General features: G+C 71.8%; 4 protein-coding genes. 2 read left to right on the plus strand and 2 right to left on the minus strand.

The genetic code is table 11. The features are described 5' to 3' along the window. On the plus strand, positions 1-393 hold a 393-nt coding region (locus ACN675_RS28260), incomplete at its 5' end, for an urease accessory protein UreD (RefSeq protein WP_420753970.1). A 36-nt stretch (positions 394-429) separates the two neighbouring features. Here the strand turns inward: ACN675_RS28260 and ACN675_RS28265 are convergent. Beyond that, the gene (locus ACN675_RS28265) at positions 430-2,025 is read right to left on the minus strand and encodes a GMC oxidoreductase (RefSeq protein WP_420753971.1); all 1,596 of its coding nucleotides are present in this window, start codon (positions 2,023-2,025) and stop codon (positions 430-432) included. Positions 2,026-2,107: 82 nt separating this feature from the next. Further along, positions 2,108-2,671 carry a TetR/AcrR family transcriptional regulator gene (locus tag ACN675_RS28270; protein WP_420753972.1) on the minus strand — a complete coding sequence of 188 codons (564 nt, stop codon included), beginning with the start codon at positions 2,669-2,671 and terminating at the stop codon, positions 2,108-2,110. Positions 2,672-2,819: 148 nt separating this feature from the next. On the opposite strand from ACN675_RS28270, the gene ACN675_RS28275 reads away from it, so the two are divergent. Continuing rightward, entirely contained in the window at positions 2,820-3,851 is a 1,032-nt protein-coding gene (locus ACN675_RS28275) for a tyrosine-type recombinase/integrase (RefSeq protein WP_420753973.1), read from the plus strand. Positions 3,852-3,855 lie beyond the last annotated feature (4 nt).

Below are 3,855 nucleotides of genomic sequence, written 5' to 3' on the forward strand. Positions count from 1 at the left end.
GACGGCGCCGACGTCACCCGCCGCACCGAGCTGGGGCTCGAGCGCGACGCGCGGGTGCTGCTGCGGGAGACGCTGGTGCTCGGCCGCAGCGGGGAACGCGGCGGCGCGGTGCGCTCGCACACGGTCGCGACACACGAGCAGCGTCCGCTGCTGGTCGAGGATCTGGACCTGTCCCCCGAGATCCGCACGCTCCCGGGGGTTCTCGGGTCGCATCGGGTGCTGGATTCGGTGCTGGCGCTGGGGTGGCGTCCCCCGCACGAGGCGGATCCCGGCGACGGGGTGTATCGGTTCGACCTGGACGGTCCGGGGGCGCTGGTGCGGTGGCTCGGCCGGGACCTGCACCGGTCGGGTGGGGTGGACGACAGTGTGGTGGCGTGGCGTCACGGCCTGTGACGCCACGCCACCGTTCCCATCCCCCGGGTCTGTGGCTCAGATGAGCGTGCCGACGTCGCGGGCGACGATGTTGTCGAGGGCCCGCTCGGCGACGGCGGCGATGGTCATCGACGGGTTGCACGCGGCGGCGTTGCCGGGCATCAGCGCCCCGTCGAGCACGTACAGGCCGCGCTGCCCGAGCACCCGGCCGTCGAGGTCGCAGACGCTGCCCATGTTGGCGCCGCCGAGCGGATGCCAGGTGGACGGCACGATCGCGTTGGTGTCGACGAGCACGGCGGCGTCGCCGGCGATGCGGCGGACGGCGGGGTCGATGTGGCCGTTCTGGATTCCGGCGTCGCCCTCGTGCGGCCAGCGCAGCACGGCGTCGTCGCGTCCGGCGTCGTAGACGAACTCGCCGCGGCCGTCGCTGACGCCGTAGCCGACGAGGACGGTGCTGCGGGTGTTGACCTCGAACGACGGCAGCGACGCCTGGACCACGGTGTGGGCGTGGTGCGGGTCGGCCCAGTTCTTGCTGCCGTAGACGACCGGGCCGCCCTGGACCGCCCCGAAGTCCGCGGCCATGTCGGTCCACATGTAGATGCGGTCGGCGTTGGTGCCCCAGCCGCGGCCGAGGTCGTCGGGCAGGTCGGTGATCTGTCCCTTGGCGGCGGCGCGCAGGAGCAGGCGCGTGGTGTTCAGGCTGCCCGCGGCCAGCACCAGCGCGTCGGTGGTGAGGATCTTGTTCTCGAGGACGGTGCCGGATTCGTCGGTGCGGTCGACATGTACGGTCCAGCGGCCGTCGGCGGCGCGTTCGATGTCGGTGACGTCGTGCAGGATCTGCACGGTGGCCAGGCCGGTGGCCTCGGCCTCGGCGATGTAGGTGACGTCGACGGTGTGCTTGCCGCCGTTGTTGACGCCGAGCGCGCCGGCGCCGTCGGTGTAGGCGGGGGTCATCTCGCCGCGCAGTTCGGCGAGCGCGAAGTCCCAGTCGATCGGCATGGGGATCTTGTCGAGGGGCATGCCGGCGGCGCGGACCCGGTCGGCGAAGATGCGTGCGGCCGCGTAGTTGGGGGTGGCGACCAGTTCGTCCGGGGCGGTGGCCAGGCCGAGCATCTTCGCCACGCGCGGGTAGTGCACGCGGTTCATCAGGTCCCAGTCGAGTTCGTTCGGGAAGTGCGCGTTGAACACGTCCCGGTCCGGTTGCAGGGACATGCCCTGGTAGACGAGGGAGCCGCCGCCGACGCCGGCGGCGCACAGGGCGGTCATGTTGTCGCCGGGGACGGCTTCGACGAGGCCGACGTAGGGTTCGACGCTCAGGCGCTTGCCGAACACCTCGGGGAACGACTTGTGCCACAGCATGCGCTTGTCGGGGTCGGCGACGCGCGGGAAGGTGGTGGCGTCGGGGCCGGTGGGCCACCGGCGGCCGCGTTCGAGGACGGTGACGGGCACCCCGGCCTGGGCCAGGCGCAGGGCGGTGACGCCGCCGCCGAAGCCGGAGCCGATGACGATCACGCGGTGCTCTTCGCGGGTCACGGCGACCCGTTTGACGCGGGCGCCGATGCCGGGGGTGGCGTGCGCGGTGGACGCGCCGGCCAGGAGCGTGCCGGCGGCGACGGCGCCGGCCAGGAAGGAGCGACGCGTGAATGCGGACAAGTCGATTCCCCATCGGTTTTCGGCACGGCGCAGGCCCGGACGAACGCAAAACTAGACAGTCCGGGGCGAAAGTGTCAAGAAACTAGGGGGTGGGCTTGCCGACGGACGCCATCGCCGGCAACAGCCACCGCCGCAGGAACTCCCGCAACTCGTCGTCGGATTCCATGGTCTCGCCGGTGAACATCAGCACCGACAGGCCCAGCAGCAGCGACATCACGATGATGTCGTCGACGTGCGGTTCCAGCTCCGGATGCCGCTGCACCATCGGCGCCAGCAGCTGGCGCCCGATCGGTTTGGCGCGATCGACCATGCCCGGATCGAACACCGGGTTGTCGCCGTCGCCGCGCAGCAGCACCGCCAGCACCGGGTGCTCCCGCACCACCGTGCGCCCGAGGACGATGGTCTCCACGACGTACTCCCCCGGGTCCTCGATCTGCTCGAGCCGGGCGGTCATCTCCGCGTAGGCCTCGAGCAGCTGCCCGCTGATCGCCTGGGAGACAAGCTCTTCCCGGGTTCCGAAGATCGAGTACACGGTCTGCCGGGACACCCCCGCGGCCTGCGCCGCCCCGGCGATCGTGACGCCTTCGAAGCCGACGTCGGCGATGAGCCCGAGCGTGGCGTCCAGAATCTTCGTGCGCGACCGCATCCGCCGATTCTCCCTCACCCGCGCGCGTCTCCGCGGCGCGCGCACCGCCCTGTCCCGGCAAGCCCTGTCCGAGCCCAGTCCTGTCCGACCCCGATGTCAGACTGTGCTCGCACACATGTACGACACGAGCCGGCGGAAAGGGCGCGCGATGGCGAGCGGGGACGAACCGGGCCTGCTGGAGTGGATCTCGGCCTACCTGGAGACCTTGCAGACGGCGAAACGGTCGGCGCACACCGTCAAGGCCTACCGGCTGGATCTGCGGGCGGTGTGCGAGCAGCTCGCGGCCACCCGGCAGCTCGACCCCGACGCGCTGACCGTGCAGGACGTGACGATCCGGTCGCTGCGCTCGGCGTTCGCGGCGTTCGCCCGGGAGCGGCAACCGGCGTCGGTGCGCCGGGCCTGGTCGGTGTGGAACAGCTTCTGCAACTTCCTGGTCTCCGAAGGTGTGTCGGAGGGCAACCCGATGGCGTCGATCGCCCAGCCCAAACGGCCGCAGCACACCCCGAAGGCGTTCAAACCGGCCGCGATCGGGCAGCTGGTGGACACGCTCACCGTGCAGGCGCAGCGCCCCGAGGCCGGGCCGCGGGACTGGCCGGGCCGCGACCTGGCGCTCATCGCGACGCTGCTGCTCACCGGCATCCGCTCGGAGGAACTGATCCGGCTGGACCTGGCGAGCATCCTCGGCGGCCGCGACGCCCCGGTGCTGCGGGTGCTGGGCAAGGGCGCCACCGAACGGGAGATCCCGCTCGAGGACAGCTGGACGGCGATCGTCTCGGCCTATCTCGAGCAGCGGTACACCCGGTTCCCGCCGGCACGGCGCACAGCCCGCGCCGACCGGGAGGACCTGGCGATCTGGGAACGGTTCCCGCCGGAGGATCCGCTGTTCGTCGGCAGCGACGGCCGGCGCATCACCCGCGGCACCCTGCAGTACCGGGTCCGGCGGATGTACCGGCTGGCCGGGATCGAATCCGAACGCAAACGCGGCGCGCTCGCGCACGCGTTGCGGCACACCTTCGCCACCAGCCTCGCCGACAGCGGCGCGACCATGGTCGAGCTGCAGCAGCTGCTCGGGCACCGGTCCCTGCAGACGGTGCAGATCTACACCTCGGCCACCAACGACGCGGTGCGGCACGCCGCCCGCCACAACCCGGTGTACGAGCTGCTGCGCGACCCGGAGTGACCGC

This window comes from Rhodococcus sp. O3, assembly GCF_048897285.1.
Classification (GTDB): domain Bacteria; phylum Actinomycetota; class Actinomycetes; order Mycobacteriales; family Mycobacteriaceae; genus Rhodococcus.